The sequence below is a fragment of the Cupriavidus sp. 05L411 genome (assembly GCF_056398045.1).
Genome location: NZ_JBFTOQ010000029.1, coordinates 36,925 through 63,921 on the forward strand (window position 1 = coordinate 36,925; position 26,997 = coordinate 63,921).

General features: G+C 65.9%; 25 protein-coding genes. 11 read left to right on the plus strand and 14 right to left on the minus strand.

Annotated elements, in window-relative coordinates; genetic code table 11:
* Positions 1-11: 11 nt before the first annotated feature.
* The 5 genes from kdpA to AC1DQR_RS27895 all read right to left on the minus strand — a co-directional run bounded on the left by kdpA (position 12) and on the right by AC1DQR_RS27895 (position 5,733).
* On the minus strand, positions 12-1,832 hold the full coding sequence (kdpA, locus tag AC1DQR_RS27875) for a potassium-transporting ATPase subunit KdpA (RefSeq protein WP_416050150.1): 1,821 nt from the start codon (positions 1,830-1,832) through the stop codon (positions 12-14).
* Complete coding sequence (gene kdpF / locus AC1DQR_RS27880; RefSeq protein WP_006164365.1) at positions 1,832-1,921, minus strand: K(+)-transporting ATPase subunit F; 90 nt, start codon at positions 1,919-1,921, stop codon at positions 1,832-1,834. Before kdpF ends, kdpA begins: the two co-directional genes overlap by 1 nt.
* Positions 1,921-2,088 carry a hypothetical protein gene (locus AC1DQR_RS27885; RefSeq protein ID WP_183036040.1) on the minus strand — a complete coding sequence of 56 codons (168 nt, stop codon included), beginning with the start codon at positions 2,086-2,088 and terminating at the stop codon, positions 1,921-1,923. The genes kdpF and AC1DQR_RS27885 overlap by 1 nt, the downstream gene beginning before the upstream one ends.
* Positions 2,089-2,373: 285 nt before the next feature.
* Positions 2,374-4,461 carry a hypothetical protein gene (locus AC1DQR_RS27890; RefSeq protein WP_477134166.1) on the minus strand — a complete coding sequence of 696 codons (2,088 nt, stop codon included), beginning with the start codon at positions 4,459-4,461 and terminating at the stop codon, positions 2,374-2,376.
* Between the two features lie 300 nt (positions 4,462-4,761).
* Positions 4,762-5,733 carry a magnesium and cobalt transport protein CorA gene (locus tag AC1DQR_RS27895; protein WP_416050148.1) on the minus strand — a complete coding sequence of 324 codons (972 nt, stop codon included), beginning with the start codon at positions 5,731-5,733 and terminating at the stop codon, positions 4,762-4,764.
* Positions 5,734-5,877: 144 nt separating this feature from the next.
* Between AC1DQR_RS27895 and minC the strand changes: the two genes are divergently transcribed.
* The 4 genes from minC (at position 5,878) to AC1DQR_RS27915 (ending at position 9,302) form a co-directional block, all read left to right on the plus strand.
* Positions 5,878-6,717 carry a septum site-determining protein MinC gene (gene minC, locus AC1DQR_RS27900; RefSeq protein ID WP_477134167.1) on the plus strand — a complete coding sequence of 280 codons (840 nt, stop codon included), beginning with the start codon at positions 5,878-5,880 and terminating at the stop codon, positions 6,715-6,717.
* A gap of 62 nt (positions 6,718-6,779) precedes the next feature.
* Positions 6,780-7,595: a septum site-determining protein MinD gene (minD, locus tag AC1DQR_RS27905; RefSeq protein WP_043342744.1), complete on the plus strand. Its 816-nt coding sequence runs from the start codon at positions 6,780-6,782 to the stop codon at positions 7,593-7,595.
* Between the two features lie 15 nt (positions 7,596-7,610).
* On the plus strand, positions 7,611-7,865 hold the full coding sequence (gene minE, locus AC1DQR_RS27910) for a cell division topological specificity factor MinE (RefSeq protein WP_006164360.1): 255 nt from the start codon (positions 7,611-7,613) through the stop codon (positions 7,863-7,865).
* Between the two features lie 351 nt (positions 7,866-8,216).
* Complete coding sequence (locus AC1DQR_RS27915; protein WP_416050146.1) at positions 8,217-9,302, plus strand: porin; 1,086 nt, start codon at positions 8,217-8,219, stop codon at positions 9,300-9,302.
* Positions 9,303-9,382: 80 nt separating this feature from the next.
* On the opposite strand, the gene AC1DQR_RS27920 is transcribed toward AC1DQR_RS27915, so the two are convergent.
* Together AC1DQR_RS27920 and AC1DQR_RS27925 are read right to left on the minus strand one after the other, a co-directional pair.
* Positions 9,383-10,105, minus strand: coding sequence for a histidine kinase (locus tag AC1DQR_RS27920; RefSeq protein ID WP_477134168.1), 723 nt, complete (start codon positions 10,103-10,105; stop codon positions 9,383-9,385).
* Between the two features lie 128 nt (positions 10,106-10,233).
* On the minus strand, positions 10,234-10,932 hold the full coding sequence (locus AC1DQR_RS27925; protein ID WP_416050144.1) for a response regulator transcription factor: 699 nt from the start codon (positions 10,930-10,932) through the stop codon (positions 10,234-10,236).
* A gap of 232 nt (positions 10,933-11,164) precedes the next feature.
* Between AC1DQR_RS27925 and AC1DQR_RS27930 the strand changes: the two genes are divergently transcribed.
* Complete coding sequence (locus AC1DQR_RS27930; protein ID WP_416050143.1) at positions 11,165-11,857, plus strand: response regulator transcription factor; 693 nt, start codon at positions 11,165-11,167, stop codon at positions 11,855-11,857.
* A 17-nt stretch (positions 11,858-11,874) separates the two neighbouring features.
* Here the strand turns inward: AC1DQR_RS27930 and AC1DQR_RS27935 are convergent, their stop codons facing one another.
* From AC1DQR_RS27935 to AC1DQR_RS27945, 3 genes are all read right to left on the minus strand, one after another.
* A complete protein-coding gene (locus AC1DQR_RS27935) occupies positions 11,875-12,879 on the minus strand; it encodes a Bug family tripartite tricarboxylate transporter substrate binding protein (RefSeq protein WP_477134169.1) in 1,005 nt (334 codons plus the stop codon).
* 126 nt (positions 12,880-13,005) lie between these two features.
* Positions 13,006-13,296, minus strand: coding sequence for a hypothetical protein (locus AC1DQR_RS27940; RefSeq protein ID WP_416050418.1), 291 nt, complete (start codon positions 13,294-13,296; stop codon positions 13,006-13,008).
* A 60-nt stretch (positions 13,297-13,356) separates the two neighbouring features.
* Positions 13,357-14,370, minus strand: coding sequence for an EamA family transporter (locus tag AC1DQR_RS27945; protein ID WP_416050141.1), 1,014 nt, complete (start codon positions 14,368-14,370; stop codon positions 13,357-13,359).
* A 121-nt stretch (positions 14,371-14,491) separates the two neighbouring features.
* On the opposite strand from AC1DQR_RS27945, the gene AC1DQR_RS27950 reads away from it, so the two are divergent.
* Positions 14,492-15,070 (plus strand): MarR family winged helix-turn-helix transcriptional regulator, encoded by a 579-nt coding sequence (locus AC1DQR_RS27950; protein WP_416050140.1) that lies wholly within the window; start codon positions 14,492-14,494, stop codon positions 15,068-15,070.
* A gap of 124 nt (positions 15,071-15,194) precedes the next feature.
* Positions 15,195-16,514, plus strand: coding sequence for a M20/M25/M40 family metallo-hydrolase (locus AC1DQR_RS27955; protein ID WP_416050139.1), 1,320 nt, complete (start codon positions 15,195-15,197; stop codon positions 16,512-16,514).
* Positions 16,515-16,762: 248 nt separating this feature from the next.
* On the opposite strand, the gene AC1DQR_RS27960 is transcribed toward AC1DQR_RS27955, so the two are convergent.
* The gene (locus AC1DQR_RS27960; protein ID WP_477134170.1) at positions 16,763-18,019 is read right to left on the minus strand and encodes an MFS transporter; all 1,257 of its coding nucleotides are present in this window, start codon (positions 18,017-18,019) and stop codon (positions 16,763-16,765) included.
* Between the two features lie 108 nt (positions 18,020-18,127).
* Between AC1DQR_RS27960 and AC1DQR_RS27965 the strand changes: the two genes are divergently transcribed.
* The gene (locus AC1DQR_RS27965) at positions 18,128-19,000 is read left to right on the plus strand and encodes an AraC family transcriptional regulator (RefSeq protein WP_477134171.1); all 873 of its coding nucleotides are present in this window, start codon (positions 18,128-18,130) and stop codon (positions 18,998-19,000) included.
* 975 nt (positions 19,001-19,975) lie between these two features.
* Here the strand turns inward: AC1DQR_RS27965 and AC1DQR_RS27970 are convergent.
* The 3 genes from AC1DQR_RS27970 to AC1DQR_RS27980 all read right to left on the minus strand — a co-directional run bounded on the left by AC1DQR_RS27970 (position 19,976) and on the right by AC1DQR_RS27980 (position 23,191).
* Positions 19,976-21,241 (minus strand): M20 aminoacylase family protein, encoded by a 1,266-nt coding sequence (locus AC1DQR_RS27970; RefSeq protein WP_416050136.1) that lies wholly within the window; start codon positions 21,239-21,241, stop codon positions 19,976-19,978.
* 382 nt (positions 21,242-21,623) lie between these two features.
* Entirely contained in the window at positions 21,624-22,466 is an 843-nt protein-coding gene (locus tag AC1DQR_RS27975) for a fumarylacetoacetate hydrolase family protein (RefSeq protein WP_416050135.1), read from the minus strand.
* Positions 22,463-23,191, minus strand: a complete 729-nt coding sequence (locus AC1DQR_RS27980) for a GntR family transcriptional regulator (protein WP_082054960.1) — start codon at positions 23,189-23,191, stop codon at positions 22,463-22,465. The genes AC1DQR_RS27975 and AC1DQR_RS27980 overlap by 4 nt, the downstream gene beginning before the upstream one ends.
* Before the next feature lie 181 nt (positions 23,192-23,372).
* Between AC1DQR_RS27980 and AC1DQR_RS27985 the strand changes: the two genes are divergently transcribed.
* From AC1DQR_RS27985 to hydA, 3 genes are all read left to right on the plus strand, one after another.
* Positions 23,373-24,671, plus strand: coding sequence for an MFS transporter (locus AC1DQR_RS27985; protein ID WP_183035833.1), 1,299 nt, complete (start codon positions 23,373-23,375; stop codon positions 24,669-24,671).
* Positions 24,672-24,761: 90 nt separating this feature from the next.
* Complete coding sequence (locus AC1DQR_RS27990; RefSeq protein WP_416050134.1) at positions 24,762-25,490, plus strand: maleate cis-trans isomerase family protein; 729 nt, start codon at positions 24,762-24,764, stop codon at positions 25,488-25,490.
* A 13-nt stretch (positions 25,491-25,503) separates the two neighbouring features.
* Positions 25,504-26,919 carry a dihydropyrimidinase gene (gene hydA, locus AC1DQR_RS27995; RefSeq protein ID WP_416050133.1) on the plus strand — a complete coding sequence of 472 codons (1,416 nt, stop codon included), beginning with the start codon at positions 25,504-25,506 and terminating at the stop codon, positions 26,917-26,919.
* Positions 26,920-26,997: the final 78 nt, after the last annotated feature.

A 26,997-nucleotide genomic window follows, 5' to 3' on the forward strand; every position in this document is an offset into this window, starting at 1 on the left:
GCGTTTCTCCATTACTTGCTAGCCGCCGAGACCACCGGCGCCTGCAGCTGCTCCGCCACCGGGCCCAGCGCCAGCGCCGGGATATAGGTGAGCGCGCCCACCATCAGCACCGAGCCGACCAGCAGCACCACGAACAGCGGGCCGTGCGTGGGCATGGTGCCGCCCGTCACCGGCAGCCTGCGCTTGGCCGCCAGCGAGCCCGCCATGGCCAGGATCGGCACGATGATCCAGAAGCGGCCGAACCACATCGCCGCGGCCAGCGCCACGTTGTAGAAGGGCGTGTTGGCGGACAAGCCGCCGAAGGCGCTGCCGTTGTTGTTGGCAGCCGACGAGAACGCATAGAGGATTTCCGAGAAGCCGTGCGTGCCTGGGTTGAACACACCGGCGCGGCCCGGCTCCACCATCACCGCCACCGCCGTGCCCAGGAGCACCAGCAGGGGCGTGACGAGGATCGCCACCGCGGTCATCTTCATCTCATAGGTCTCGATCTTCTTGCCCAGGTACTCCGGCGTGCGGCCGATCATCAGGCCCGCGATGAACACGGCGAGCACCGCATACACCAGCATGCCGTACAGGCCCGAGCCCACGCCGCCGAACACCACTTCGCCAAGCTGCATCAGCAGCATCGGCACCAGCCCGCCGATGGCGGTGAAGGAGTCGTGCATGGCGTTGACCGCGCCGCACGACGCCGCCGTGGTGATGGTGGCGAACAGCGCGGTGGCGGCAATGCCGAAGCGCGTTTCCTTGCCTTCCATATTGCCGCCCGCCTGCAGCGCGCTGGCCGCATGGTCGATCGGCAAACCCGCCAGTGCGGCGTTGGCCTGCTGCTCGGAGGCTGCGGCGACGCATGCCATCACGATGAAGATCACCGCCATCGATGCCAGGATCGCCACGCCCTGGCGGCGGTCCTTGACCATCTCGCCGAAGGTGAAGCACAGCGCCGCGGGGATCAGGAAGATGGCCAGCATCTCGATCAGGTTGGCAAGCTCGGTCGGGTTCTCGAACGGATGCGCCGAATTGGCGTTGAAGAAGCCGCCGCCGTTGGTGCCGAGCATCTTGATGGCTTCCTGCGAAGCCACCGGGCCCATTGCCAGCGTCTGCTTGTCGGTCTTCATGGCCTCCATCACCGGCGCGCCCTTGGCGTCGAGCACGGGCTGGCCGGCTGCGTCCACCTTGGGCTGGCTGTATTCGACCGGCGTGACCAGGCTGACTTCCTTGTAGCTGTCGAAATTCTGGATCACGCCCTGGCTGACCAGCGCCAGCGCGATCGCGGCGGCAATCGGCACCAGCACGTAGAGCGTGCAGCGCGTCATGTCGACCCAGAAGTTGCCGATGGTGGCCGCGCTCTGGCGCGCAAAGCCGCGGATCAGCGCGAACACCACTGCGATGCCGGTGGCCGCCGAGAAGAAGTTCTGCACCGTGAGCGCCAGCATCTGCGTGAGATAGCTCATGGTGGATTCGCCCGCATAGCCCTGCCAGTTGGTATTGGCGACGAAGCTCACGGCGGTGTTGAAGGCCGAGTCCGGCGACACCGCGCCGAATCCTTGCGGGTTAAGCGGCAGCCAGGCCTGCATGCGCTGCAGCGCATAAACCGCCACCACGCCCAGCATGTTGAAGGCGATGACCGCGATGGCATATTGCTTCCAGCCCATCTCGGCATTGGCGCGCACGCCCGCCACGCGGTACAGCACGCGCTCAAGCGGGCGGCCCCAGGCCGTGGCGAGGTAGCGGTCGTCTTCCATCGCGCGGCGGATATAACGCCCCACGAAGGGCGCGAGCGCCAGCAGGATGGCTAGGTAGAGGACCAGTAGTCCCAGGAATTCGGTGGACATCAGAATTTCTCCGGCCGGAACAGGGCGATCAGGAGGTAGATAAAGACAGCAACGGCGAGCACGCCGCCCAGCAGGTCAGCCCAGTCCATCACAGCCTCCTGTCGGTGGCGCTGTCCTTGCGGCGCGCGTCGGCGGCTTCTGCGCCCGGCCCCTCGGCCGCTCCCGGCGGTTTGCCTCCGAGCGCGGCGCACAAGAGCAGCAGTGCGCCAGTCAGCGCACCAAACAGCAACAAACCAATGAAATAGATCCCGTCCATGGCAACACACCGTGAGTGATTCACAGATGGCAGATTAGGGATCGAGTGGTAAAAACGGGGTAGAGAGGGGAGGCGGGGGTGTAAAGAAGATATAAAAATCGCGTAAAAACGGTGCGAGAGCCCGTGGCGGCGCCCATCCCGCTTGCCGGGCATCGGCGCCAGCCAAAAAAATGCCCCACAGGCTGTTGGCCTTGCGGGGCTATGCAGGTCGCCGAAGCCGGCTGTGGCGCCGGCCGCGTCAGGAGCGCCTGATCCGTTACGTCGGTTGCATGGTCAGTTGTACGGTCAGTTGTAGGTAAAGACCGCCGACTTGTTGCTGTTATCCAGCATGCGGTACCCGAACAGCAGCCCGCGGTTGGTGGTAGCCGTAAAGGCCGGCACCGCTGCGTTGACCACGATCGAGGTCGCGCCCCTGGGCGCCGGCGTGGAGGTGCTCCAGGTGCCGCTGTTGTCGACCGTGGCGGCAACGCTGCCGATCTGCTGGGCGGAGACATTCTGCACCCAGTCCGCCGTCAGCGACGTCTGCGCACCGGCCAGGCTGGCGTTGGACGGGTCCAGTGCGGCCAGCGACTTGCTGCCCAGCGTGTTCCACGGCAGGTTCGCCCCTTGGGTGGCCGGCACGAGGTCGCTCAGCAGGGTCTTGTTGTAGCTGTAGGTCGGCGTGGTGCTGGTGCCATGGAACAGCTCGATGCGGTACTTCGCACCCTTGACCACCTTGGAGGCATCCGCGTTGTCCGCCGCTTGCGCCCACACCAGGCTGGCAGGATTGCCCGCCAGGGTGCTGGCCGCGCTACCGCTGAGGCCCGCGGTCCGCGAGAACCAGAAGTTCGGGCAGTTGTACGACGGCGAGGGCGGGCTGAGCTCGTTGCCGCACTGGGCGGTGACGGGCACCGTGCCGGTCTTGTTGCTCACGTCCATATAGGTCTGGCCCACCTCGGCCGGGACCGGCGCGATATAGACGATGCCATTGCTCGGCAAGCCGGGCCCGGTTACGCGCGCATAGCTCAGGGGGGCGTTGTTGACGACGCTGCCCGGGCCCTTGGCGTTGATCATGAACTGGATGCCGCTCTGGAAGTGGCTGTAGTTGTTGTTGCTCTTGTTGAAACCCGGGTTCATCTGCTCGACGCGCCGGATCTGGAGCTTGAGGGTCACATCGACGGGCTGCTGGTTGCCGACCAGCCACCAGCTCGACGGATGCGCGCTGGACGCGCCGCCCGCGATATCGCGTGCCGTGGTGATGATGTTGCCGGGGTTGCCGCTGGCGTCCAGGTACCGGATATTGAAGATGGCTTCGTCACGCCCCGAGGCCGTTGACGCGGCGGGATAGAACGCCATGATTTCCGGCACGCTGAACTGTGCGCCCGTCATGGTATCGCTGGTCAGGATGCCGTAGAGCAATTGCCCGAAGTAAAAACCGTTGTGCAGGAAATCGACACCGGCCGCGTTGCTGATGTCGGCAGCGATGTTCTGGCATGCGGACGCCACCCCATCGACTTCCGGGCCGCCCTGCGATGCGCTCAGGCTGGTATTGGAGGACGTCACGCGCTGCGCGACGGGCAGCGCGAAGCAGGCTGAGAGCCCCTTGGCGACCGCCTGCGCTGCCTGCGGCAGGGCCGCAACGGCGACTGCCGGCGCGGCGAGCGTGCCGCCCGTGCTGGTGGCGGTGGCGATGGCCACGGGCGTCGGGTTGTCGACGGTGGCCAGCGCCAGCTTGCCGGTGGCCGGATCCGTGACCACCTTGACGATATCGAGCACCTGGTCGGCGGTATTGCCCACGCCGGCGGCCGTGGCGGCGGTGATGGCGGTCGAGAACGGATCGTAATTGGCGGGCGCGCCGATGGCGGCGAGCACGCTGGCGAGCTGCGCGACCACGTTGGCGGTGACCTTTTGCAAGGCGGCGGCGTCCACCGTCTTGCCACTGACGAAAGTCAGCGGATTGCCGTCGGCGGCGAGTTGCGCCACGATGGCCGTGGTCAGCGGCGTGGCGTTGATGGTCAGCTTGGCGCCGGCAGCTGGCGTGACGGTGCTCACGCTGACCAGCGGGGCGGTGTTGCCCGTGGGGTCGGTGACGACCACGAAGAACGGCGCCACCTCGCCCGTCTTCAGGGTACAGGTGTAGGTGCCCAGCGCGCCGGTGGTGATCGCGGCTTCCTGGCAGGGGGACGCGCCCGCGCTGTCGGTAATGGCCACATTGGCGTTGGCCAGCGCCGCGCCGGTGGCAGCCGTGCCGGTCACCGCGGCCGCGGCCAGGACCGGCTTGTCGCCGGTGGAGCCGCTGCTTGTGCTATCGCTGCCGCCGCCACCACAGGCGGCCAGCGCCAGCAGCGCCGCGCCGCTCAGCGCGACCCCGAATGTCTGAAGTTGGAGCTTCATTGGATTTCCCCCCTGAGAATGGATTCCGGTGTTTCTTCTGCTTTTCTTTTTTGCCGGCGTCGTACCGGCAGCTTGATTTACGGCATGACCCTGTTATTCGTTAGCCGGCCGATGGCAGCGGGCTTGCGTCCACCGGCACGGGCAAGACTAAGCAGCCGGCCAGCAGGTGGGAATCCCATAAACATGGCATGGCGCCCCGCCCCGGACTGCGCGGGGAGGAATGGCGGGGAGGCGGGCGGGGAAAAACGGGGGCGCCGTGGGGGCGCCAGGCGTGGCAACCGGGTTGCCGCGCCGCGCGGCTCAGATCCAGCCGGACTTATGCAGCTTGCGCCAGAGCCCGCCGCAGGCGAGCGCGGTCACCCCGATCACGGTCGGATACGCATAGTGGAATTTCAGCTCGGGCATGAAGTTGAAGTTCATGCCGTACAAGCTGAACACCACGGTGGGAATCGCCAGGATGGCGCCCCAGCCGGCCAGGCGCTTGACCACTTCGTTCTGGCCCACCGTGACCAGCGCCAGGTTCACCTGCACCGCGGTGGTCAGCATCTCGCGCACCACGTCCAGGGTGCGCACCAGGCGGCTGGCATGGTCCTCGATGTCGCGGAAGTACGCGCGCAACTCCTTGGGCACCAGGTCCTCGTGCAGCCGGATCAGTTGTCCGCAGATCTCCTCGATCGGGTAGACCGCATTGCGCAGGCGCAGCACCTGGCGCTTGATGTGGTACAGGTGCTCGATCGCGGCACGGTCGAACTCGTCGCGGAAGATGCCTTGCTCAAGCTGCTCGAAGCCATCCTCGAGCCGGGTGACGATGGGCATGTAGTGGTCGACCACGAAATCCATCAGCGCGTAGAGCACGTAGCCCGGGCCGTTGGCCAGCGCGCGCGCGTCGCTCTCGCAGCGCTCGCGCACCGGGGCGTAGCTGCTGCTCACGCCGTGACGGACCGACACCACATAATTGGGGCCGACGAACAGGTGGGTCTCGCCCACCACCACTTCGTCGTTCACCAGTTGTGCGGTGTTCAGCACGATGAAGATGGAGTCGCCGTAAGTCTCCAGCTTGGGGCGCTGGTGGGCATCAAGGGCATCCTCCACCGCCAGGTCGTGCAGGCCAAACTCCTGCTGCACCTTGCGCAGCAGCGGCAGGTCCGGTTCGTGCAAGCCCAGCCAGACAAAGGTGCCCGGAACCGAGATTGCATCGCTGATCTGGTCCAGGGCGACATCACCTACGCGCTTGCCGCTGCGGTAGGCCACACTGTTGACGATCGCGCCCATGACTGCTCCGTTATTCAGATGGCGCAATCGTAACAAGAGCGCCGTCAACGCGCCGCATCCGGCACTGGTCTCAGGTCATCCGGCATTTGTTACAGTTCTGCACCCAGACGAAGTTAGAATGTCCCATTTCCACGGTCACCGACTATGTCCCAGAAGAAATCGCCACGCTTCGAGCTGCGCAGTGGCAATGTCGACGCCCTCCTCCTCGCTCTCAAGACCACCGACATCGCAGCGCTGCGTGACGATCTCCTGTCCCGCTTCGAATCGACCCCCGATTTCTTCTCCAACGATGTGGTGGCCCTGGACCTGCGCCGGCTGGAAAGCGACGACCAGGTGGCCCTGGACACGGTGATCGAGACCCTGGCCCAGCTCAAGGCCCGCGCTATCGGCGTGGTAGCCCGCGAGGCGCAGCGGGGCTGGGCCGAGTCGTTTGGCCTGCCGCTGCTCGACAGCCAGAGCCGGCGCGGCGGCCGGGACGAAACCCCGCCGGCCGAGCCGGCAGGCCCCTCCCCGGCCGAAGCCCCGGCCGAAGCCCTGGCCGAAGCTCTGGCCGACACCCAGGCTGCGGCCCAGGCCGAGGCAAAGGCTGCGGCCGCCGAAGTGGAAGCCGCCGCCGCGGCCGCCGTTGCGCAAGCCGCGGCGCGCAGCGTGCCCACCATGCTGATCGACAAGCCGCTGCGCTCCGGCCAGCAGATCTACGCCGCCGGCGACGTGGTGATCCTCGACCTGGTCAGCTACGGCGCCGAGGTCATCGCCGAAGGCAATATCCATATTTATGCCCCGCTGCGCGGCCGCGCGCTGGCGGGGGTCAAGGGCTACGCGCAGGCGCGCATCTTCTGCACCTGCCTGGAGCCCGAACTGCTCTCCATCGCCGGCATCTACCGCACCGCCGAACTGCCGCTGCCCGCCGATGTGCTGGGCAAATCGGCCCAGGTGCGGCTGTCCGGGGAGAAACTGATTCTCGAACCGCTCCGGATGAAGTAACACCCGCCGCAGAGCCCAAACCACAGCAGCGCAAGCTTCAACCATTACTGGATCCAAGAGCCATGGCAAAAATCATCGTTGTGACCTCCGGCAAGGGAGGCGTAGGCAAGACCACCACCAGCGCCAGCTTTTCCGCCGGCCTGGCCCTGCGTGGCCACAAGACTGCCGTGATCGACTTCGACGTCGGCCTGCGCAACCTCGACCTGATCATGGGTTGCGAGCGCCGCGTGGTGTACGACCTGGTCAACGTGGTACAGGGCGAAGCCAACCTGAACCAGGCACTGATCAAGGACAAGAAGTGCGAAAACCTGTTCATCCTGCCGGCCTCGCAGACGCGCGATAAAGACGCGCTCACCAAGGAGGGCGTGGAGAAGGTCATCAATGGCCTGGTCGACATGGGCTTCGAGTACATCGTCTGCGACTCGCCCGCGGGCATCGAGTCCGGCGCCCTGCTGGCCATGTACTTCGCCGACGAGGCCCTGGTCGTGACCAACCCCGAGGTGTCCTCGGTGCGCGACTCGGACCGCATCCTGGGCATTCTGTCGTCCAAGACCAAGCGCGCTGCCGAAGGCGGCGACCCGATCAAGGAACACCTGCTGATCACGCGCTACAACCCGAAGCGCGTGCACGGCGGCGAAATGCTGTCGCTCACCGACATCCAGGAAATCCTGCGCATCAAGCTGATCGGCGTGGTGCCGGAATCGGAAGCCGTGCTGCACGCGTCCAACCAGGGCACACCGGCCATCCACCTGGAAGGCTCCGACGTGGCCGACGCCTATGGCGACCTGGTGGACCGCTTCCTCGGCAAGGACAAGCCGATGCGTTTCACCGACTACCAGAAGCCGGGGCTGCTTTCGCGCATCTTCGGCAACAAGTAAGGGGGGTCTACCATCATGTCGATTCTGTCCTTCCTGCTCGGCGAGAAGAAGAAGTCCGCCTCGGTTGCCAAGGAGCGGCTGCAGATCATCCTCGCCCATGAACGCACCGGCCATTCCGCGCCGGCCGATTACCTTCCCGCCTTGCAGCGCGAGCTGGTCGCGGTGATTTCCAAATACGTAAAGATCAGCGACCAGGATCTGCGCGTGAGCCTGGAACGCCAGGACAATCTCGAGGTGCTTGAGGTCAAGATCGAGATCCCACAGGGATAACCCTGAGCCGGGCCGGCACTCCGTGGCCCGCTCGTCTAGCGGCGGCGCTTCACCGTGAAACGCCCGCCTGGCCTGCCTTGGTAACCGGAGCGCGCTCGCGCTGCCGGCGCCATCCCCACGCCGTGGGGTACACGAGTAACGCTGGCTTCATCTCGCGATGCACCATTGTGTAGATTTGTCGCGGCGTCGCAACGTTTTTGCACCAATTGCCAGCTTAGAGACTGTCAACGGCGTGCATTAGTGTCTAAATCTTTTCTGTTTTGTTAAATTTTCGCGGGCGTTTACACGAAACGTAAACTCGTCAGCCGTCGCGATCCGACCGCTGACACTACAGAATAGAAAAGGAGCCACATGAAGAAATCAGCCCTGACCCTCGCACTTGGTACGCTGCTGGCCGGCAGCGCCTACGCACAAACGTCCGTGACCCTGTACGGCATTGCAGACGTGAGCATTCGCTACACGAGCAATTCCAACCAGGCCAACAACAGCCAGTTCCAGATGACCGACGGCGCTGTGACGCAAAGCCGTTGGGGCCTGAAAGGCAGCGAAGCCCTCGGCAACAACCTGAAGGCGATCTTCCAGCTGGAAAGCGGCTACAGCCTCGACAACGGCTCGATGAATTCGTCGGGCGTGCTGTTCAATCGTCAGGCTTATGTGGGTCTGGCAGGCGATTTCGGCACCGTCAAGCTCGGCCGTCAGTACACCGAAGGGTTTAACTTCTTCGGCGACTTTGATCCGCTGACCATCGGTAACTACCAAGCCAATGCCTGGCCGTTCTTCCTGACCCAGTTCCGCGCCAACAACGTCGTGAGCTACGGCGGCAAGTTCAACGGCCTGGACGTGGGTGCCAGCTATGGCTTCGGCGAGCAGCCGGGCAGCCTGACCAAGGCCAGCTCCACCGGCAAGCCGTACTTCGGCGCCCGTGCAGCCTATACGGCTGGTCCGTTCGCCTTCGGTGGCGTGTACCAGGAAATCCGCGACACCTTCGGCAATAAGCAGCAAATGTGGGGCGCGGCTGGTAAGTACTCCATCGGCCCGGCGAAGGTATTCGTGGGTTATGTCGGCGGCAAGGACAAGACCGGCCAGATCGACACCAACTTCATGAACGTTGCCGGCAATCCGGTTCCGGTCGGTGGCAACGCTGTGAACAACCCCCGCAAGGATGCCCTCGGCTACCTGGGCCTGACCTATCAGGCAACCCCGGCCCTGGCGCTGACCGGCGTGTTCTACGGCGACCACATCAAGAACAAGAATGGCCTGTCCAACAACGCTGGCAATCGCTACACCGGTGTGCTGCTGGCCGAGTACTCGCTGTCCAAGCGCACCCAGGTCTACGGCACCGTGGACTACAACAAGGTGACTGGCGGCGTGACGACCGAACTGCCGGGCAAGAACAACCAGACCGGTGCGGCAGTCGGTATTCGCCACATTTTCTGATTGTCCTTGTCGGCATGCCCCGCGCTCGCGCGGGGTAACGTCTGACTGCAAGAAAGCACCTTCGGGTGCTTTTTTGTTTTTCAGGGCAGCATGGGCAAGTGCAGATGCCAGGTGACACTGCCATCGGCTTCAGTGCCGGCGTTGGCGTCGGTATCCGCGCTACGATCCGCATCGAGCGCTCCGCCATGGCGCAACAGCACGCGGCGGCAAAACTGCATCGCCGGTGCCCCGGCACGCGCGGCCCGCCACGCCTGTGCATCGCCGTCGGCATCAGGCACGAAGACGATGGAAATCCGGCAGAGGCGGCCGTCGAGCCGCTGGCGCACCCGTGGCGGCGTGCTCCCAGCCGCGGACATCATGGCCAGCGCCATCAGCACGCGCAGGGCTTCGGACAGCATGGCGGCATCGCCCCGTATCCAGGCCTTGCGGCCAGCCAGCTCGAGTTCGGGCGTGGGCCCGGCATGCAGGCAGAGCGTGTCGGCAGACTCGCGCAGCAGCGCCGTCAGCTCCAGTATCTCCATGCGGTAGCCGTGGGCAAGCTCGCGCAACAACCGCGCGATGTCGTCGGTGAGCCGCAGCGACGCCTGCGCATAGCCCGCTGTCTGCGCCACGAATGCCGCGTGCGCGCATGCGGACGGCGCGTCCTGGTGCAATTGCGCCAGCGCCAGGATGGCGCTCTGCGGCGAGCGCAGATCGTGCGACAACGCCCGCATAGCGGTTTGCCAGGATGCCAGCGCCGCGCTGTCGCAGGACGGCGCATCGACGGCGCCGCCGGCAGGCAGCATCGCGCGGAGGGCGGGCATGCCCGCGGGCCTGTCTTGCCCGCCCTCCTCCATGCCCGCCCCCATCCTGTGGGCGAGACGCTCCAGGCAACGCGCGACAGCACGCAAGCCCGCCACCCAGCGCAGGATTTCACAACGCAGCCACGCCGTCATGGCGCCGCGCGGGTGAGTTCGAGACGGTAGCCATGCGTGTAGACGGGCAGCAGCCGCAGCCCGTGTTCCGGGTGCAGGGCGAGCTTGCTGCGCACACGCGACATATGCGTATCGATGGTGCGCGACAGTGGCGAGATCTCGCGCCCCCAGACCGCCGCCACGATATGGTCGCGCGACACGATGCGCCCTTCGTTGCGAAACAGCAGCACGGCCAGGTCGAACTCCTTGGGCGTCAGCCTGAGCGGCTGGGCGCGATGCGCCACCGTGCGCGCGGCACAGTCGATGACGTAGTCGGCCAGCGCCACCTGCGCGCCGCCGCTGCCCGGGTCCGGATAGGCACGGCGCAGCAGCGAACGGGTGCGCGCCAGCAGCTCGCCGCGACGCACCGGCTTGAGCATGTAGTCGTCGGCGCCCGTGGCGAAGCCATCGACGATGTCTTCTTCCGCCACGCGGCAGGTCAGGAACATCACGGGCACGCGCCGGTCCAGGTTGGCGCGCACCCAGGTCAGCACCTCCTTGCCGGAAAGATCCGGCATCTGCCAGTCGAGCAGCAGCAGGTCGAAGTTCTCCTCGCGCAGTTGCCGCAGCAGGTCGCGGCTGCGCGTGAAGGTGGTGCAGGCATGCCCGGCCTCGCCGAGAATCTGCCGGATCAGGGCCGCCTCGGCGGGTTCATCTTCCAGTGATGCGATCTTCATACCCATGCAATTTGGCCGGAAAGGCTTGGACGCCTGCCGGTCTCGCGGTAATTGGCGCCGCTGGCGCCAGGGATTGACCCGACGATGCGGGGCTATCCGTCATTAGAAGCCGCGAGAGAAGCCTGTCGGATGAGAAATTTCGCAATCTGCGGCGGCAGCCTCGATTGACGATCCGCCACGCGGGCCGCGACGCTAAGATGCCCTGGCAATGCCGCGCACGAGGAGAGAGTTCATGCGAGTCGCAGTACTGGAGGACAACCCGGCGCGAGCCATCCTGCTGGAACAGACGCTCAGGCTCAGCGGCCATGAGGCAGTGCGCTTTCGCGAAGGGGGCGCGCTGATGCAGGCGCTGCGCAACGAGCCCTACGCGCTGCTGCTGATGGCCTGGGAGGTTCCCGGCATCCCGGCGCGCGACGTCTTGCTGTGGATACGCCGTACCCTCGGCGATGCGTTGCCGGTGATGCTGCTGAGCCAGCACAACGACGACGACCATATCGCCCGGTGCTTCGCCCATGGCGCGGATGCCTTCCTGCCACCGCCGGTGCGCCACGCCGAGCTGGCCGCGCGCGTCGATGCGCTGCTGCGGCGCATGGCGCCGGTAGCGCAGGCCTGCGGCAACCTTGAGCTGGGCGCCTACCGCTTTGTGCTGGCCGAGCGGCGCGCCTTCGTCAACGGCCGCCTGGTCAAGCTGGCGCCCAAGGAGTACGAGCTGGCGGTCTTGCTGTTTCGCCATGCCGGCCAGTTGCTGCTGCGCCAGACCATCGAGGAATCGGTCTGGCACCGCAGCATGCCATCCGCGTCGCGCACGGTGGACAGCCACCTGTCGCGCGTGCGCACCAAGCTGGCGCTGGAGCCGCGCAATGGCGTGCGCCTGTCGGCGGTGTATGCCACCGGCTGCCGGCTGGACCTGATCGAGCAGCCGTGATGCGGCTGCTCGGCCAGTCAGTCCGCCTTGATGCCCGCTTCCTTCACGATGCGGGCGTTGTCGTCGTATTCCGCATGGATGGCCTTGGCGAACTGCGCGGCCGTACCGCCGGTGGGGACTTCGCCGCCCTTGAGCAGGCGCTCGCGCACCTCGGGCTCTTGCAGGGCCTTGTTCAGTTCGGCATTCAGCCTGGTGATGATGGCCACGGGCGTGTGCGCGGGCGCGAAGATGCCGAAGGTGGAGGTGAGGTTGGCCTTGGGGTAGCCCAGCTCGGCAAAGGTCGGCACATTGGGCAGCGACTCGATGCGCTTGGGTGCGCCCACCGCCAGCGCGCGCAGCCGGCCGGCCTGCATGTGCTGGGTCAGCATGGGGCTGGCGTTGGTGCTCATCACCTCGAACTGCCCGCCGAGGGCGTCGTTCATCTGCTGGCCCGCGCCCTTGTAGGGAATCAGGGTGAGGTCGGCCTTGGCCTTCGACTTGACCTGTTCCAGCATGACATGGCCCACCGTGCCCAGTCCCGACGTGGCCCAGCGCACCGAGCCCGGCTTGGCCTTGGCTTGCGCCAGCAGGTCCTGGAACGACTTGCCGCCAAAGCTCGACGTGGCGATCACCAGCACCGGCGAATACATCACGCTCATGACCGGCGCGATGTCGCGCTGCGGATCGTAGTTGACGCGGCCCACGTGCGGGTTGAGCGTGAGCGGGCTGGTCGAGGCAAAGCCCAGCGTGTAGCCGTCCGGCGCGGCCTTGGCCACGGCGTCGATGCCGATGCTGCCACCCGCGCCCGCCTTGTTTTCCACCACCACCGAGGCACCCATCTGGGCCGACAGGCGCTCGCCGAGCGCGCGCGCCACGGTATCGCTGATGCCGCCGGTGGGATAGGCCACGATCAGCCGGATCGGGCGTGCGGGATACACACCAGCGGCGCTGGCAGCGTCAGCGGCATTGGCGAGCGGGCTCGTCAGGGCGGCGGCAAACACGGAGGCAGCAGCCAGCAGGGGAATTCGGTGGGAAGCGGACATGGCGGGGGACGACGAGGACAACGGTTGGAAGACGGAACAACGGAACGACGGAACTGGCCGTGCTGGCGCCGCCGGGCGGCCCGGAACCGGGCGCTGGACCGTCAGCACGCAGGCAGGAAACAGGCGCTATTTTATCCGATCGGCGCCGCGGCCCAGCGCGCGGTCCGGCACCCACGAGACAAAGAGCTCGTTGGCGCGGTCATAGAGCCGCCAAACGGTGCCGCACTCGCGGCACGTGAACGTGAGCATGCTGAACGGCACGCCGGCGGCGCTCTGGCTGACCAGCGGCGCGGTGTGCTTGAGCACAAGCCGCTCATGCGGCTCGCGCCGGCGGGAATCCGCCGCTAGCGCCAGACAGTGATCACAAGCGGGCCGGGAGGAGGTGGGGGAAGGTACGGCAGGCGTCATGCCCGCCATGATGCCGCAAAAACGGGGCGCCATTCACCCTGGTCGTTCACCTTTGCTTCGCCCTTGCGTTCACCCTTGCCGCGGCGCCAACGGCGCATGCGCCTTATCTGAAGCCCCGGAGCCTCCGGCAGCGGCGTGTGCCGCCTTCGGCGCGCGCTGCCCGAGCCACACGCTGGCCAGCACCAGCAGCGCGCCGGCCATCTGCGCCGGGCTCAGGCTCTGGCCGAGCACCAGGAAGCCCAGCACGGTGGCGCTAACGGGGCTGAGCAGGCCCAGCGCGGACACCGCCGCGGTCGGCAAGCGGCCAATGCCACGGAACCAGAGCGCATAGCTCACGCCGGCGCCGGCCACGCACAGCCACAGGTAGCCGAGCAAGTTGGACACCGTCAGCCGCGCCGGCAGCGTCTCGAAGGCCAGCGCGAACGGCAGCAGGAACAAGGCGCCCGCGGTGAGCTGCCACGCGGTGAGCACCAGCGGCGAGACCGGTGCCCGCCAGCGTTTGGCGAGCACCGTGCCCAGCGCCATCGACACCGCACCGGCCGCCGCGGCCGCCACGCCCACGCCGTCCAGCCGCGCGGCGGGTCCCAGCACCAGCAAGGCCACGCCGCCGATGCCCCCCAGCCCGGCCAGCCACGTAGCCGGACGCGGCCGCGCGCCCAGCAGCAGCCACGCCAGCACCACCACCAGCAACGGCTGGATCGCGCCTACGGTGGCCGCCACGCCGCCCGGCAGCCGGTAGGCGGCGATAAACAACATGGCCTGGAACAGGCCAATATTGAGCACGCCCAGCACCGCCGCCTTCCACCACCAGCCGCCGCGCGGCAGTTGCCGGCCCCACGCCAGCATCGCCAGGCCGGCCGGCAGCGCGCGGATCACGCCGGACAGCAGCGGCTGTCCCGGCGGCAGCCACTGGCTGGTGACCAGGTAGGTGCTGCCCCAGATCAGGGGCGCCGAAGCGGTCAGCAGGACATCCGCCGTGCGTACCTGAACCTGCGGGGCAGGCGTGGAAGACGGCGAGGATGGGCGCGCTGCGGGCGGCGCGGGCGAGACGGGTTGAGAGGGGGGCTGAGGGTCGGGTTTCATGTCGTCATGGCTCCATTTTTCTTCATGACAATATTCTTGACATCAAGATATAAAATCCACTTTACGAACTGAAAGCCTTGATGTCAAGATTCTCGTCATCCAGGATCAACAACAGCCCACCATGGCCACCCGCGGCAAACCCAAGGCAAGCAGCGCGACGGCGCCCTCCCCGAAAGCCGGCAACGACGAGGCGCCCCAAGACGGGGGCGATCGCGTCGACCATATCCTGGCCCAGTGGGCGCGCGAGCGCCCGGACCTGGACGCCGCGCCAATGGGCATCATTGGCCGGGTCTGGCGCCTGGCGCGCCACACCGACCGCGCGGTGGAGTCCGCGCTGGCGCCGACCGGCCTGAATACCTGGGAGTTCGACGTGCTGGCCACGCTGCGCCGCTCCGGCCCGCCTTATGCGCTGTCGCCGGGCGCGCTGATCGATTCGCTGATGATCACCTCGGGCACCATGACCAATCGGATCGACCATCTGGAGCGCGCCGGGCTGGTGCGCCGCAGCCCCAACCCGGATGACCGGCGCGGGCTGCTGATCGAGCTGACCCAGCCGGGCCGGGTGCGCATCGACCACGCGCTGGAAGTGCACGTGGCCAATGAGCATCGTTTGCTGGAGCGGCTCTCGGCCGCCGAGCGCAAGCAGTTGGCAAGCCTGTTGCGGCGCTGGCTGCAGGGCTTCGAGGCGGCCGGCGAATGACGCGGCAGGCGAGGCGCGTCGCAGCAACGCATGCGCCACGCCTGGCACGAACCCTGCAATCCGTCGTGCCTTTTATCTGTTTCCCCCCACTGCGTTTTTTCTTACTGCATCACGGAGCCCCCACATGCGCTTGAACCTTAGCCCGCGCGCCAGCGCGCTTGCCCACCGCCGCCATCCGTCCTTGAAAGCGGCGGCCGCGCTCGCCGCCCTGCTCTGCGCCGCTGCCGCGCAAGCGGCGCCGGTGGAGCCCGCCTACCAGCTGTCCCAGCAAGAAAAGCCAGCGCTGATTGCCACCCTCAAGGACTTGGTCTCGATCGAGTCCGGCAGCAAGGACATCGAAGGGCTGGACCGCATCGCCACGCTGATCCGCGACCGCCTGGCCGCGATGGGCGGCGACGCGCAGCTGATCGAGCCCACCGAGGTCTACCGCATGGAAGACACGCCCAAGCAAGTGGGCAAGATGGTGATGGCGCAGTTCAAGGGCACGGGCAAGCGCAACATCATGCTGATCGGCCATATGGATACGGTCTACCTGCGCGGCATGCTGGCGCAGCAGCCGTTTCGCATCGACGGCGAGCGCGCCTACGGCCTGGGCATCGCCGACGACAAGAACGGCGTGGCGGTGATCCTGCATACGGTGGCCATCCTGCAAAAGATGGGCTTCAAGGACTACGGCACACTGACCGTGCTGATCAACGGCGATGAGGAAATCAGCTCGCCGGGCGCGCGCGCCATGCTGACCAAGATGGGCAGCCAGCAAGACGCGGTGTTTTCCTGCGAAGCCACGCGCGTGACCGGCGACCGCCTGTCGCTGGCCACCAGCGGCATCGGCGCCATCTCGCTGACCGTGCACGGCAAGGCCTCGCACGCCGGCAGCTCGCCCGAGAACGGCCGCAACGCGCTGTACGAACTATCGCACCAGATCCTGCAGATGCGCGACCTGTCCAACCACGAGACCGGGCTCAAGGTGAACTGGACGATCTCCTCGGCCGGCACCAACCGCAACGTGATCCCGGCCACCGCCACGGCCCAGGCCGACGTGCGCGTGCTGCGCACCGCCGACTACGACAACCTGGAGCGCACGCTGCAGGAACGCGTGAAGAAGCAGCTGATTCCCGATACCAAGGTCGAGGTCAAATTCGAACGTCGCCGGCCGCCGCTGGAAGTCACCGACGCCGCGCGCAAGCTGGCCGCGCACGCGCAGGGCGTGTATGCGGAGATCGGCGAGAAGCTGGCCGTGTACGACACCGCCGAAGGCGGCGGCACCGATGCGGCCTTTGCCGCGGCCGCCACCAAGGCGCCCGTGATCGAGCGCTTCGGCCTGCGCGGCTTTGGCGCGCACTCCAACGATGCGGAATACGTCGACCTCAACTCGGTCACGCCGCGCCTGTACCTGCTTACGCGCATGATCATGGACGTGTCGCAGGACAAGACCGGCCACTGATCGGCTCGCCCAGCCTGTCGCGCGTGCTGGCCTGATGCCGGGCTGGCACGCTTCTCGCCTATGGAGTACGACAGGAGCGAGGCAGCACGCGCCGGTGATGTGGGCCGCGGCTTCAGCGTCGTGGCGAATCAGGTCAAACAGGTCTCCGAGCGCATCTCCGGCATCGCCGGCGAGCTCACCACGGAGCTGGGCGGCTCCACCACCGAGCTCACCCAGCTCGATATGGCCACGGGCTGCCGCGCGCAGGCTCAGGCCAGCTTTTTTCGCCCGCCCAGGTCTGGCAGGAAAATGGCCAGCAGCCCCAGCAACGGCAGGAAAGCACACAGCTGGTAGACCGATTGGATGCCGTGCGCATCGGCCAGCTTGCCCAGCACCGCGGCGCCGATGCCGCCCATGCCGAAAGCAAAGCCAAAGAACAAGCCCGACACCATGCCCACCTTGCCCGGGATCAGCTCCTGGGCGAACACCAGGATGGCCGAGAACGCCGAGGCCAGGATAAAGCCGATGATGAACGACAGCACGCCAGTCCAGAACAGGTTGGCATGCGGCAGCATCAGCGTGAACGGCGCCACGCCCAGGATCGACGCCCAGATCACGCGCTTGCGGCCGATGCGGTCGCCGATCGGGCCGCCCAGGATGGTGCCGGCCGCCACCGCGAACAGGAACACGAACAGGTAGAGCTGCGAGCTCTGCCGCGTCAGGCCAAAGCGCTCCATCAGGTAGAAGGTGTAATACGTGTTCAAGCTCGCCATGTAGAAATACTTGGAGAACACCAGCGCCATCAGCACCACCATGGCCCGCACCACGGTGCTGCGCGGCAGCGGCGCGGCGGCGGCGACAGCCTTGCGCTTGCGCGTGGTGTGCGCCAGTTCACGGCCATACCAGCCGCCGATCTGCCACAGCACGGCAATCGCCAGCAGCGCCGCCAGCGAGAACCACGCCACGCTGCTCTGCTGATGCACGATCCACGCCGCCAGCAGCGGCCCGGTCGCGCTGCCCGCGTTGCCGCCGACCTGGAAGATCGACTGTGCCAGCCCGTGCTGCCCGCCCGACGCCATGCGCGCCACGCGCGACGACTCCGGATGGAAGATCGACGACCCGGTGCCCACCAGCGCGGCGGCCACCAGCAGCACGCCATAGGTAGGCGCCACCGACAGCAGCAGCAAGCCGCACAACGTGAACCCCATGCCGATCGACAGCGACTGCGGCTTGGGATGCTTGTCGGTGTACAGGCCCACCACCGGCTGCAGCAGCGAGGCGGTGATCTGGTACGTCAGGGTCAGCAGCCCGATCTGGGTAAAGCTGAGGTTGAAGCCGCCCTTGAGCATCGGATAGATGGCCAGGATCAGCGACTGGATCATGTCGTTGAGGAAGTGCGAAAAACTGATCGCCCCCAGCACCCGGAAACCGGTCCGCTCGGTGGCCTGCGCGGTAGTGGAAGTCTGGGCCAGGCCTTGCGGCGAGGCATTCGCGCCGCCGGGCGCGGTTTCGATGCGGCTGCTCATGATGGAAACGGGGGCTGAAAGGGCAATGGAGGAATCCTGGCGCTCATCCTAAATGGCACGATCCCGTCTGTCCTGCGAGAATAGGGCCAGAACCTTGGAGAAAAGGACATGCCCCGCCTTCCCCGCCCGATCGCACAGCGAAGCGCCGAAAGCGCCGAAAGCGCCGCACCCACAGTGCCCTCCTCCCTGCCCGCCTCCCCCCGCGCCGACACCTACTCCAAGTCGCCCGCCTACCTGCAGTACGACCGCAGCGCCATGCCGGTCACCGCCATGGCCGCCGACTACGTGCCCGGCCACGTTACCAAGCCACACCAGCATCCCAATGCGCAACTGGTGCACGCGGTGCATGGCGTGATGGTGGTCGCCACCGCCGAAGGGCAATGGATCGTGCCCCCCACGCGCGGCATGTGGATGCCTGGCGGCATGGTGCACTGGATCCGCATGGTCGGGCACGTGCGCATGCGCACCGCCTACATCCGGCCGGACGCCGCTGACAACCTGCCCACCCGCTGCACCGTGCTGGGCATCACGCCACTGCTGCGCGAGCTCATCCTCGCCGCGATCGATATCCCTTCGCCCTACGCGGAAGCGTCCCGGGACGGGCGGCTGATGCGGTTGTTGCTGGATGAAGTCATGCTGGTGCCGACGTTGCCGTTGCACTTGCCGCGTCCTGCCGATGCGGGATTGCGGGAGATTTGCGACGCGATTGTCGGGGCGCCCGATACAGCGCTGACTTTGGCGCAATGGGGGGAGCGGCTGGGAGTGGATCCCAAGACCATTCAGCGGCGCTTTGCTCGGGAGACCGGGATGACGTTCGGGCAGTGGCGGCAGCAGGCTCGGCTGCTGTCGGCGTTGGAGGGGCTGGCCGCCGGGGCCAAGGTGGTGGATGTGGCGTTGGATCTGGGGTATGAGAGTCCTAGTGCGTTTTCTACTATGTTCAGGAGGCAGTTTGGGGTGCCGCCTAGTGGGTTTTTTCGGTGATTTTTGCGCCCATGGCTCTTGTCCAAGCTTCGGATTTGATTGATACGGCGGTGGCTTTTGCACCCAAGGTGCCGTACGACATTGCCCTGCGGGGTTGGTCGTTGCTTATTTCATCGGCGTTGGTTTTTGCACCCAAGGGCCATACGACATCCCCCTGCGGGGGCTGCCGGTCACTTTTCTTTGACCGGCAAAGAAAACTAACGAAAAGAATGCCGCCCTGCCGGGAGCAGAGCAATAAGGCATATGTGGGGCAGTGGTTGCGTCGTACGGCCCGGAGCGTTGGCTGAGCCTTGCCATACCGGCTTGAAGGACATCGCTACGGCATGACCCTATGGTCACGTGGTGGTGCCCCTGATCGCTTTGCTCGGTGCGCGTTCGGGCATCTGCCGTTCGCGGTGCGCAGCACCACGATCCTGCCTGCCTTGGTGGTTTCGTGGTTTTGTCTCTGGCGGTGGGCGCCCGGCCATTTGATGCCCTGCCGTACCGGCTCTACCGGTGCCTTACTCTCGGCTCCCCTGGTTTCGTGGTGGGCACCGTGGCCCGTCCGCGAGGTCCGCGCTTGCACCTCACCGCGCTCGTCCTCTGAGACAAAACCACGAAACCAGCCACACTCGAAACGGCGCAGCACTTCGCCCCGCGAACGGCAGATGTGGGAACGGTCACCGCGCACGAGGTCAGAGGCCGCACGACGTAACCCATGGGTCATGCAGAAATAATATCCTTGGGGCCGGAAGGATTCGCTAGCCAACACGCCGGGCCGTACGACGAAACCACCGAGGCAAAAACAGCCTGATTGCTCTGCGCCCGGCAGGGTTGGCTTTCTTCTCGTTAGTCTTCTTTGCCGACGCAAAGAAGAGTGACCGGCAGCCCCCGCAGGGGGATGTCGTATGGCTCTTGGGTTCAACGGCCAACGCCGTCCAAAAAACACCAGCCAATACAACAAAAACCAACTGGTCTGCCCTTGCGCGCCCCCCTTCAAGCCTCCAAATACCTCTCCACCAACCTAGCCCAATAAGCCGCCCCAACCGTCAAATTCTCATCATTAAAATCATACCCAGCGTTATGCAGCAAAGGCTGCCCCGCCCCATTCCCCATCCGCACAAAACACCCCGGCCGCTGCTGCAGGAAGTAAGCAAAATCCTCGCTCCCGGCGATCAGCGGGAAATTCGCCACCACCTTGTCAGGGCCCACCAGTTCCTCAGCCACCTGGCGGGCGAACTCGGTCTCGCGCTCACTGTTGATCAGCACCGGGTAGCCCCGGATGTAATCAATCTCCACGGTCGCGCCATAGCCCTCCACATGCGAGGTCACCAGCCGCCGGATACGATCCTCCAGCGTGCGCCGCACATCGGGGCTGAACGACCGCACGCTCAACTCCAGCTTGGCGCTCTCGGGGATCACATTGGGCACATGCCCGGCATGCAACGTGCCGATGGTGACCACGGCGGTTTCGTTCGGGTCAATATTGCGCGACACGATGCTCTGCAGCGCCATCACCAGGCTGCCGGCAACCAGGATCGGGTCGATCGACTGGTGCGGGCGGGCCGCGTGGCCGCCCTTGCCGCGGATAGTGATGGCGACGGTATCGCAGGCTGCCATGAAGGGGCCGGCGCGGAACATGAAGGTGCCGGCTTCCACGCCGGGATGGTTGTGCAGCCCGAAGATCGCGTCGCAGGGAAAGCGCTCGAACAGGCCGTCGGCGAGCATGCGCTCGGCGCCGCCGCCAGCGCCGATTTCCTCGGCGGGCTGGAAGATCAGGTTGACGGTGCCGTTGAAGTTGCGTGTGCGGGCCAGCTGGCGCGCCGCGCCGAGCAGCACGGTGGTGTGGCCGTCGTGGCCGCAGGCGTGCATCTTGCCGGCGTGGATGCTGGCGTACGCCAGGCCAGTGCGCTCATGAATGGGGAGTGCGTCCATGTCGGCGCGCACGCCGATGCTGCGCGCACCGTCGCCCTGGCGCAGCGTGCCAACCACGCCGGTGCCGCCAACGCTGCGCGTCACCGCGTAGCCCCAGCCTTCGAGCTGGGTGGCGACCAGTTCGGCGGTGCGCACTTCGTCGAAGGCGAGCTCGGGATGCTGGTGGATGCTGTGGCGGATGGCTTCCAGCTCGGCGCGGCTGTCGACGGTGTCGGCCAGTTCACAGAATCGGGAAGCGCGGGAAGTGGAGGTAGCGCAGGCGGCGGGTCGGGTCGCGTGCGAGTCGGCAAGAAGTGACTCGATCAGTTCGGGGGCGTGTTCTGACATGGCAGTACTCTTTTTCTCGATGCCCCTTTGCGAGGCGTAGGGCGTATAGAAAACAGTATTTCACGCTGGGCGCAGAGCGCAAACGGTTTAACCCTTTGTAGCGAAATCAGCGTAACAACTGTTGCGAACGGGGAACGTTCTCGCATTCGTTGGGATCATGGGGAGATTGGCGGCCGTGGAGGCAGGTGTCGATAGCGGTACAGGCGACAGGCACGACGCTGGCTCCGCGTTGTCGTGCTCCCCTCTCCCGCGTGCGGGAGAGGGGTTGGGGGAGAGGGAGCGACAGCCGTCGTCATGGCACGCGGCTTTGGCCCGTTCGACGGCTTCGTCCACGGCCGCTGGTTTGCTCAACCGTCGTCATGGCGCGCGGTTTTGCCCGCACCTACGCGTAGGCCACCACCGTCTGGCCCTGCTCGCCCAGGCCGTCGATGCCCAGGCGCATGGTGTCGCCCGCCTTGAGGAAGCGCGGCGGCTTGAAGCCCATGCCCACGCCCGGCGGCGTGCCGGTGCAGATCAGGTCGCCGGGGTGCAGCGTCATGAAGCGGCTGACGTAGCTCACCAGCGTAGCCACGTCGAACACCATGGTGGCGGTGCTGCCCTTCTGCACGCGCTGGCCGTTGACATCCAGCCACAGGCCCAGCGCCTGCGGGTCGGGCACTTCGTCGCGCGTGACCAGCCAGGGGCCGACCGGGCAGAAGGTGTCGCAACCCTTGCCCTTGTCCCAGGTGCCGCCGCGCTCGATCTGGAATTCGCGCTCGGAGACGTCGTTGACCACGCAGTAGCCGGCCACGTGCGAAAGCGCATCGGCGAGCGAGACGTTGCGTGCCACTTTGCCGATCACCACGCCAAGCTCCACTTCCCAGTCGGTCTTCTCGGAGCCGCGCGGCAGCATCACCGAGTCGTTGGGCCCGTTGAGCGAGCTGTTGGCTTTCAGGAAGACGATGGGCTCGGCCGGCAACGCCATGCCCGCCTCGGCGGCGTGGTCGGCGTAGTTCAGGCCGATCGCCACGATCTTGCCGATGCCGGTCCAGGGCACGCCGAAGCGCTCGGCCTGCACCACCGGCAGCGTGGCCGGGTCCAGCTTGGCCAGGCGCGCCAGCGCTTCGGCCGACAACGCCTGCGGCCCGAGGCCGTCCACCACGCCGGACAGGTCGCGCACGCGGCCTTCGGCATCGATCAGACCCGGGCGTTCCGCGCCCGGCTTACCCACACGTACTAGTTTCATCGTTTCCCCTTGGCTTCGGTGGCGATGTGGCCGGCGGGCTCGGAAAGGGTCCGCGCGACCACGGTCAGGACTTCTTTTGCAGTGTTCTCGGAATGCTGGCGCAGCACCTGCGCCAGCCGCGGCCGGCCCGGTTCGCGCAGCGCGGCCATGATGGCCTCGTGCTCCTCGTGCGACTCCTGCCAGCGCAGCATATCCGCATTGGCGGCGCCGCGCGCGCGGTGGACCTTGCTCATCAGCATGGCGTAGATGCCGGCCAGCACGGGGTTGGCCGCGCCGTCGATGATCAACTGGTGGATTTCCTGGTTGGTGCGGAAGTACTCGGTGCGCCGCCCGGCGGCGTGAGCCTCCAGCATGGCCTGGTGCTTGCGCTCCAGCCGCGCCATGGCCACCTCGGACAGGCGCGCCGCCGCGAGTTCGCCGGCGGTGGCCTCCAGCCCGTGCAGCGTCTCGAAGGTGGAGCGCAACTCATCCAGATCGAGCGGGGCCACGCGGTAGCCGATGTACTGCCGATGCAGCACCAGGCCTTCGGACACCAGCACCTTGAGCGCCTCGCGCAGCGGTGTCTTGGAGACGTCGAACATCTCGCAGAAGGCGCGCTCGTCGATGCGCGCGCCGGGGGGCAGCTCGCCCTCCTCGATCATGGTGCGCAGCCGCGCGGCGATTTCGGCCGACATGCCGAGGGTGCGCAGGCGGGTGGATTTAGGAAGCGTTTGAGTCACAGACATCACCGAGATGGGGAACATGCACCACAAGAAGGCTAACACATCCCAAAATTGTGCGTTCGCATAACAATAAAATCAATGACTTACGAGAGTTGTAATTACAGATTACGTATCCTATACTCCGTCCCAGTTGCGCGACACACAACACAAACCGCCTAACATTCCCCCAAAGGAGACAAGCGTCATGCAAACGACAAGCCGGGCTGCAGCGCTAACGGAGACGAAGAGCTCCGTGCGCTGGAAGATTTTCCTGATGATGTTGTTCCTCATCGCCATCAACTACATCGACCGGGCCTCGCTCTCGGTCGCGATGCCGCTGATCGCCAAGGAGTTCGATCTCAGCCCCACCATGCAGGGGCTGATCCTCAGCTCATTCTTCTGGACCTATGCGGTCATGCAGATTCCCGGCGGCATGCTGGCGGACAAGTACAAGCCGCGCATCGTGATCGCCACCGCCACCGTTTTCTGGGGCGCGTTCCAGGCCCTGGCGGCCGTGTGCACCAGTGCCGGCGCGCTATTGCTGACCCGGCTCGGGCTGGGCGCGGCCGAGGCGCCGATCTACCCGGCCGGCGGCAAGCTCAACGCGATCTGGATGACGCAGAACGAACGCGGCCGCGGCGCCACCCTGCTGGACGGCGGCGCGCCGCTGGGCGCGGCGCTCGGCGCCATCATCATCACCTGGCTGATCACCGCGCTGGGTTCCTGGCGCCTGGCCTTCGTGGTCGCTGGCGTGGGCACCGTGCTGGCCGGCATGCTGGCGTGGTACTACGTGCGCAACTCGCCGCGCGAGCACCGTGGCGTCAATGAGCTGGAAGCGAGCTATATCGAAGCCGCGCAAGCCAGCGAGCACCGCGCCGAGCCGGCCAACCTGTCGGGCCGCTCGCTCGACTTCCTCAAGTACCGCTCCGTGTGGTGCATGGCGACCGGCTGGATGTGCTTCAACAGCGTTTTCTACGGCCTGCTGACGTGGATGCCCAACTACCTGAACAAGGTGCATGGCTTCGACATCAAGCAGATGGGCGGCGCCAGCTTCATCATCTTCTTCTCCGGCTTTATCGGTGAACTCATCGGCGGCTGGATCGCCGACAAGTGGAAGGCCGCCGGCGGCGCGCCCAACCTGGTGATGCGCACCCTGTTCGGCATCGCCGCCGTGGTAGCTACCGTGTCGATCTTCTCGGTGGCGTACGTGAAGGATCCGGTGGTAGTGGTTGCCCTGCTCTCCTCCACGCTGTTCTTCCTGCGCTGGTGCGGCCTGTACTGGTGCATCCCGTCCATCCTCGGCACCCGCAACAAGGTGGGCGTGCTGGGCGGCATCATGAACCTGGGCGGCAATATCGGCGGCATCACCGTGCCCATCATCGTCGGCATGATCGTGCAGTTCACCGGCTCGTACTTCCTGGCGCTGATGTTCTTTGCCGCCGCCGGCGTGGGCCTGCTGATCTCCTCGACCGCGATCGACTACGAGAAGAAGCTGCCGGTCTGAGCGCAGCGCGACCTCCACAGCTAGCCATACAGTCGCGCCGCGCCGGCACACGCCGGCAGCGGCGCGGCATCTCCTAAAGAGCATTACCCCATGACCAAACGCACCCTCCTCGGCATGCTCACGCCGTCGTCCAATACCGCGCTGGAACCCATCACCAGCGCGATGGTGAGCGGCTTGCCCAATGTCAGCGCGCATTTCTCGCGCTTCACCGTCACCGAGATCTCGCTGCGCGACCAGGCCCTTGGCCAGTTCGACCTCGACAAGATCATCGGCGCGGCCAAGTTGCTGGCCGATGCGCGCGTGGACGTGATCGCATGGAACGGCACGTCTTCCGGCTGGCTCGGCTTCGAGAAAGACCAGGCGCTGTGCCGACAGATCACCGAGGCAACCGGCATTCCCGCCACCACCTCGGTGCTGGCGCTGAACGAAATCCTGGAAAAGACCGGCGCGCACGACTTCGGCCTGGTCACGCCCTATCTCGACGATGTGCAGCAACGCATCGTGCAGAACTACAAGCGCAACGGCTTTAGCTGCACGGCGGAGCGCCACCTCGACCTGCACGTGAACTACAGCTTCGCCGAGGTGGAAGAAGACACCATCCGCCGCATGGTGCGCGAAGTGGCGCAGCACAAGCCGTCAGCCATCACCACGTTCTGCACCAACCTGCGCGCGGCGCACCTGGTGCAAGCGCTGGAAGCCGAGACCGGCATCCCCGTCTACGACACCATCTCCACCGTGGTGTGGAAATCGCTGCGCCTGGCCGGCGTGGACACGCGCGCGCTGCGCGGCTGGGGCCGCTTGTTTGCCGAAGTGGAATGAAGGAGCAGGGCGCATGAACACCGAACTTGATCTTGTCATCCGCAACGCCGAGGTGGTCACCGCCTCAGACCGCTTCACCTGCGACATCGGCGTGCGCGACGGCCGCATCGCCATGCTGGGCCATGGCCTGCCGCGCGCCGCGCGCGAGATGGATGCCACCGGCCTGCTGGCGCTGCCGGGCGGCGTGGATGGCCACGTCCACCTGGACCAGCCCATGCCCGATGGCATGCGCATGGCGGATGATTTTTTCACCGGCACGCGCGCTGCCGTGTGTGGTGGCACCACCACGGTGATCCCGTTCGCGGCGCAGGAAAAGGGCGGCTCGCTCAAGGCGGCGGTGGCGGACTACCATCGCCGCGCCGAAGGCCGCGCGGTGGCGGACTACGGCTTCCACCTGATCGTGGCGGACCCCACGCCGGACGTCTTGCAGAATGAATTGCCCGAGTTGATTCGCAAGGGCTACACCTCGTTCAAGGTCTACATGACCTACGACGATCTGAAGCTATCCGACCGCGAGATGCTGGACGTGCTCGACGTGGCCAAGCAAAACGATGCGCTGGTGATGGTGCATGCCGAGAACGCGGATTGCATCTCGTGGCTCACTGAAAAGCTGGTCGGGGAAGGGCGCATCTCGCCGCGCTTCCACGGCATGGCCCGGCCTGCGCTGGTGGAACGCGAAGCCACGCACCGCGCTATCACCTTTGCCGAGCTGGTCGACGTGCCGATCCTGATCGTGCATGTTTCCGGCAAGGAGGCGATCGAGCAGATTCGCTGGGCACAGGGCAGGGGGCTGCCGATCCTGGCCGAGACCTGCCCGCAGTACCTGTACCTGACTGCCGAGGATATGGGCTTGCCTGGCGATGATGGCTACGAAGGCGCCAAGTGCGTGTGCAGCCCGCCGCCGCGCGATCCGGAGAACCAGGCGGCTGTCTGGCGTGCGCTGACCAATGGCGTGTTCAGCGTGTTTTCCTCGGACCATGCGCCGTTCAACTATGACGATCCGCAAGGCAAGAGGCTGGGCGGCACGGCCCAGCCGTTTGACCACATTCCCAATGGCGTGCCTGGCATCGAGACGCGCTTGCCGCTGTTGTTTGATGGGATTGCGAAGGGCAAGCTTTCGCTGCATCAGTTTGTTGAACTGACTTCCTATCGGCCGGCACGGCTGTATGGCTTGTATCCGCGCAAGGGAACCATCGCTGTTGGCGCGGATGCCGATATTGCGTTGTGGGATCCTTCGCGGAAGGTGCGGATTGCTAATAGCGATTTGCATCATGCGGTGGATTACACGCCTTATGAGGGGATTGAAGTGACCGGGTGGCCGGTGCATTGCTTCTCGCGGGGGGAGTTGCTGGTGGAGGATGGGAGGTATCTGGAGCCGGTTCCGGGGCGGGGCAAGTTCTTGCCTGCGGGCGCGCCGTCGTTGGTTTGAGGCTTGGTGGTTTTGGTTTCGACTTCCACTGCTTAACTTCAAAGTCAGCTTCAAAGTCAGCTTCAAAGGCTCAAAGTC